The organism is Roseburia sp. AF42-8 (genome assembly GCF_003435965.1).
Classification (GTDB): Bacteria; Bacillota; Clostridia; order Lachnospirales; family Lachnospiraceae; genus Roseburia_C; species Roseburia_C amylophila.
In genome coordinates, this window is the sequence record NZ_QTVB01000084.1 from 1 (window position 1) to 4735 (window position 4735).

The 4735-nt window shown below is 48.4% G+C and carries 5 protein-coding genes and 2 pseudogenes; all 7 read left to right on the top strand.

All coding sequences use genetic code 11. The annotated features are described in order from the left end of the window. Nucleotides 1–153: 153 nt before the first annotated feature. Nucleotides 154–495: a DeoR family transcriptional regulator gene (locus DW059_RS14890; RefSeq protein WP_117699311.1), complete on the top strand. Its 342-nt coding sequence runs from the start codon at nt 154–156 to the stop codon at nt 493–495. Then, nucleotides 488–784, top strand: coding sequence for a DUF3847 domain-containing protein (locus DW059_RS14895; RefSeq protein ID WP_117699312.1), 297 nt, complete (start codon nt 488–490; stop codon nt 782–784). The genes DW059_RS14890 and DW059_RS14895 overlap by 8 nt, the downstream gene beginning before the upstream one ends. Before the next feature lie 311 nt (nt 785–1095). Further along, nucleotides 1096–1350 (top strand): CPCC family cysteine-rich protein, encoded by a 255-nt coding sequence (locus tag DW059_RS14900; protein ID WP_006575072.1) that lies wholly within the window; start codon nt 1096–1098, stop codon nt 1348–1350. A gap of 57 nt (nt 1351–1407) precedes the next feature. Further along, the gene (locus DW059_RS14905; RefSeq protein WP_006873177.1) at nt 1408–1917 is read left to right on the top strand and encodes a hypothetical protein; all 510 of its coding nucleotides are present in this window, start codon (nt 1408–1410) and stop codon (nt 1915–1917) included. A gap of 194 nt (nt 1918–2111) precedes the next feature. Beyond that, a complete protein-coding gene (mobQ, locus tag DW059_RS14915) occupies nt 2112–3692 on the top strand; it encodes a MobQ family relaxase (RefSeq protein ID WP_006873178.1) in 1581 nt (526 codons plus the stop codon). Between the two features lie 65 nt (nt 3693–3757). Beyond that, nucleotides 3758–4401: pseudogene (locus tag DW059_RS14920) on the top strand (CHC2 zinc finger domain-containing protein). Further along, nucleotides 4370–4735 (top strand): annotated as a pseudogene (locus DW059_RS14925) (virulence-associated E family protein); the annotation flags it as partial. The pseudogenes DW059_RS14920 and DW059_RS14925, both read left to right, overlap by 32 nt.

The following is a 4735-nucleotide window of genomic DNA, read 5'->3' on the forward strand; positions in this document are numbered from 1 at the left end:
GCTTTCCTTTTACCTCAATGACCGGGGGCGTGTCACTTACAACGAATTATGCCGGAAATGCCAGCATGGGTGCAAGCAGAGCTTCCGGGCGGTTGTGATTGACTGCCCCCGTTATTTATCCAAACGATCAAAGAAAAAGGAGGAACACACCGAATGAATTTTGAATTTATGACGATAGACACACCATTGCCGCCCTGTATGCCATTTCCCAGAGCGTTGACAGGATTTCCAGTCAGCAGCACCGCAAAGGTCATGTACTGCCGGATGCTGGACGCTATGCTATCCAAAGAGCAGGAGGACGAGAACGGAATCCTGTTTGTCTGCTTCCCCATCACAGCCATTGCCGCAGTCCTGTCCCGCAGTCCCATGACGGTCAAGCGTTCTCTGAATGAACTGGAAAACGCCGGACTTATCATGCGGGTGCGTCAGGGCGTGGGAGAACCGAATAGGATTTATGTGCTGATACCGGGAAAGGAGGACGCTGCCCTTGCCTGATACCTCGAAGCTGGAAAAGCTCAACCGGGAGCTGGAGAAAAGCGAAAAGAAACTGCGGAAAGCCATCAATGATGAAAAGGCATTGCAGCACCAGTTAAAGCAGCTTACCCGAAAGGAACGGACGCACCGGCTCTGTACTCGTGGCGGTATGCTGGAAAGTTTTCTGCAAGAGCCGGAACGCCTGACAGATGATGATATCATGCTGTTGTTGAAACTCATTTTTCACAGACAGGACACGCAGGAACTATTGAAAAAACTGCTGGAACGGAAGAAGCCGGAAACCCCTTAGTTTACTAAGGGCGCAATTATACACCACCCAGAGGTTGGTGCATTGCGTTCTCCGAAGGCTCCTCGCCGGAGAGCTGTGATTTTCCGCAGTCATGGTCTGCTCCAAATCAAACAGGGGACGCTACACTTCCCCTGCGCTGGCTGCAGCCAGCTACCCTTTTGTGGACTTGCCTGTTGGGGACACCTTGCGGTGCAAGCTGTTCCCAGCCGACAAGTTTCATAAAATATGCTATCTTTTCGATAATCGATGAAGTATAATAAAGTCAGAAATAAATCAGGAATTTGAGGTCAAGGCTTAAACGTGAGGTTTATATGAAAAAATACCAATGTCCTTGCTGCGGATATTTTACCTATAATGTTCCGGCAAATGAAGATTGTGGGTATATTTGCCCCGTTTGTTTTTGGGAGAATGACCCGTTCATTGCTTCTGATAACGAACCAAGCGACTCTAATCATGGAATAACGCTAAAAGAAGCGAAATCCAATTTCTCAAAATTTGGTGCTTGTGAAAAAGAAATGTTATGTTATGTCCGACCACCAAGAGATGATGAAAAAGAAATTTCATAGCGACAACTTCCAACTTGTAGAACTGAAAAATTAGAAGTTGTAAAGGAGTGTGATAAAATGGAAACACTTTTTGACCAATACAAAGAACTGAATATAAATGGCTCTTTGATTTGTCTTGAACAAGTTGAAGATATTTATTCTTACTTCTGCTATCCGACCAATGCAAAGGCAATAGGTTTTGAAGGAAGTATTATGTATTGCTTTATTGAGCCGTATGGGGAAATGGTTTTTGCCTGCAATCCTGATACTTGTGCAGATGTTTTTGTTTATCCACTGGCAAGAACCTTTGAGGATTTTATGAGACTTATTCTTGCTTGTGGTTCTACTAATCCTATTGAGCAGATTATTTGGATGGACAAAGACAAATTTGAAAAACACCTCAAAGAGGAAGAAGCAATCCGCACAGAGGAACAGAAAGCGACATTAAGTTATCTTGAAACAGAATTAGAAATTTCCCCTATTGATAACCCTTATGACTATGTAAAAGAACTGCAATCTCGCTTTGACAATAGTGGCATTGAGTATAGTGATGAATACTATGATGTTTTGGGGATTGATAGAAAATAACAACAAATAAATTCCAGTTCGTCAGCTTCACATCGGGTCAACTTGTCCCGAACTTTTACAACTAAATACCCGCCGCCCACACAGCGGCACACCGAGCAGGAAATCTGAAAGAAAGGTTTCCTGCTTTTTTTCTGCCCAAAATGAGGTGGTAAAACGCCACCCCGTCCACCAATTAGCGAAAGGAGGGACACGAAATGCCCTGTCCACACAACGAAATCACGATTGTTCAGCGCAGTCAGCGGCAGTCTGCGGTTGCCGCCGCTGCTTACCAGAGTGGCGAAAAACTGTTCTGTGAATATGACCAGCAAGTGAAGCACTACCCGGAAAAGCGTGGTATCGTCCACAATGAAATCCTGCTCCCACCTAATGCCCCACAGGAATATGCAGACCGCAATACTTTGTGGAACGCCGCCGAAGCGGTGGAAAAACAATGGAACTCCCAGCTTGCAAGGCGGTGGGTGCTTACGATCCCCAGAGAGATACCGCCCGACCAGTATGCTGTCCTTGTCCGGGAGTTTTGCCAGAAGCAGTTTGTTTCCAAAGGCATGATTGCTGACTTTGCCATCCATGACCCCCATCCGCCGGGACACAATCCCCACGCCCATGTCATGCTCACTATGAGGGCAATGGACGAACATGGAAAATGGCTTCCCAAGAGCCGCAAGGTTTATGACCTTGACGAAAACGGGGAACGGATAAAACTTCCGTCCGGCAGATGGAAAAGCCACAAGGAGGATACGGTGGATTGGAACGACCAGAAGTATTGCGAAATCTGGCGGCATGAATGGGAGGTCATCCAGAACCGCTATCTGGAAGCCAATGACCGTCCGGAGCGTGTGGACTTGCGTTCCTATGCCAGACAGGGGCTTGATATTGTCCCCACTGTCCATGAGGGGGCTGCTGTCCGGCAGATGGAAAAGCGTGGTATCCAGACGAATATCGGAAACCTGAACCGGGAAATCAGAGCCGCCAACAGTCTGATGAAGTCCATCCGGCAGCTTATCCAAAACCTCAAAGGCTGGATTACCGAGCTGGGAGAAAAACGGAAAGAGCTGCTTGCACAAAAGGCGGCGGAGGAAGCGACACTTCTTCCCAATCTGCTGATGAAGTACATGGAGATACGAAAGGAAGAACGGAAGGACTGGACAAGGGCTGGACAGAACCGGGGGACTTCACAGGACTTAAAGGCAGTCAGCGAAGCCCTGTCCTATCTTCGGCAAAAGGGGCTTTCCACTGTGGAGGACTTAGAAGCATTTCTGGAATCTTCCGGGAAATCAGCCGCAGATTACCGCAATCAGATGAAGCCAAAGGAAGCCCGCAGCAAAGTGATTGACGGGATTCTTGCCAGCCAGACAGCCTGCAAGGAATGTAAGCCTGTCTATGAGAAGTACCAGAAGATATTTTTTAAGAAAACAAAGGAGAAATTCAAACAGGAACACCCGGAGGTTGCCCGGTATGCGAAAGCCGCCGCCTACCTTGCCAAGCACCCAGACGATAAGGACAGTACCCAAAAGGAGCTGCAAGAGGAGCAGGAAAAACTTCTGGAAGAAATCGCAGAGCTGAAAGTACCACTGACCGAGGTACAGGAGGATTTGAAGAAGCTGCGGGACATCCGCTACTGGGTACGGAAAGCCACCCCCGGCACAGAAGAAAGCAAAGAGCCGCCCAAGAAGCAGCCCATCAAAGAAGTCTTGCAGGATAAGGCAGACGAGAAAAAAGCACAAAGAACTGTCCCGGCACAGACGAAACACAAACAACAGGATATGGAACTTTAACAGGCACTTGCCATTTTCAATCAGAGAATGTCAGGTGCTTTTCTTATTTTCAAGGAGGGACAGATTTGAATGTATTTGAAGCTGTGAAGCAGTCCGTCACAACAAGACAGGCTGCGGAGCATTATGGAATCCATGTAGGTCGAACGGGATGGCTTGCTGCCCGTTCCATCATGATAAAACCCCAAGTATGAAGCTGGATCGGCGTTACCACTGCTTCGGCTGCGGTGCGGATGGGGATGTGATTGATTTTACCGCCGCCCTGTATGGGCTGGGAAAGAAAGAAGCTGCCGTACAACTGGCACAGGACTTCGGGCTTTCCTATGAGGACTGGAAACCGCCGGGAAAGGCAAAAAAGCCCAAGCCCCGGCAGAAATCCCCGGAGGAACAGTTTCAGGAAGCAAAGAACCGCTGCTTCCGTATCCTTGCCGATTATCTTCACTTGCTTATGGCATGGAGAAAGGACTACGCCCCGCACTCCCCGGAGGAAATCTTTCATCCCCGGTTTGTGGAAGCCTTACAGAAGCAAGACCAAGTGGAATATCTGCTGGATGTGCTGCTGTTCGGGGAAACAGAGGAAAAAGCGGCTTTGATTACGGACTACGGAAAGGATGTGATACAGCTTGAACAGCGAATGGCAGAGCTTGCAGCCGCAGACGCAGCAAGAACTAAAAAACACCATGAACGCCATGCAGCCGCCCCAGAGCATTGAGGAAATCAAGGCGGGGCTGGAAACTACCGAGAAAGGCGGTGTCCGTCAGAGCATACGGAATTGCCTGACCGTATTCCAGCGTGACCCGCTACTTTCCGGGGCTATTGCATACAACATTCTGACCGACCGCAAGGACATCATAAAGCCCATCGGTTTTCACAGGGAAGGCACCGCCTGAACGATACGGACATGAAGTATCTGCTTCTTTATCTGGAAGAAACCTATGGGCTTACCAATGAGAAAAAGATTGATAACGCCATCGGGATTGTGGCGAATGAAAACAAGTACCATCCCATCCGGGACTATCTCAATACCCTTGTGTGGGACGGGACAG

Bases quoted from the DNA above. Each gene is read 5' to 3' on its own strand.
- DW059_RS14890 (WP_117699311.1), top strand. From the start codon at position 154: ATGAATTTTGAATTTATGACGATAGACACACCATTGCCGCCCTGTATG.
- DW059_RS14900 (WP_006575072.1), top strand. From the start codon at position 1,096: ATGAAAAAATACCAATGTCCTTGCTGCGGATATTTTACCTATAATGTT.
- DW059_RS14905 (WP_006873177.1), top strand. From the start codon at position 1,408: ATGGAAACACTTTTTGACCAATACAAAGAACTGAATATAAATGGCTCT.
- mobQ (WP_006873178.1), top strand. From the start codon at position 2,112: ATGCCCTGTCCACACAACGAAATCACGATTGTTCAGCGCAGTCAGCGG.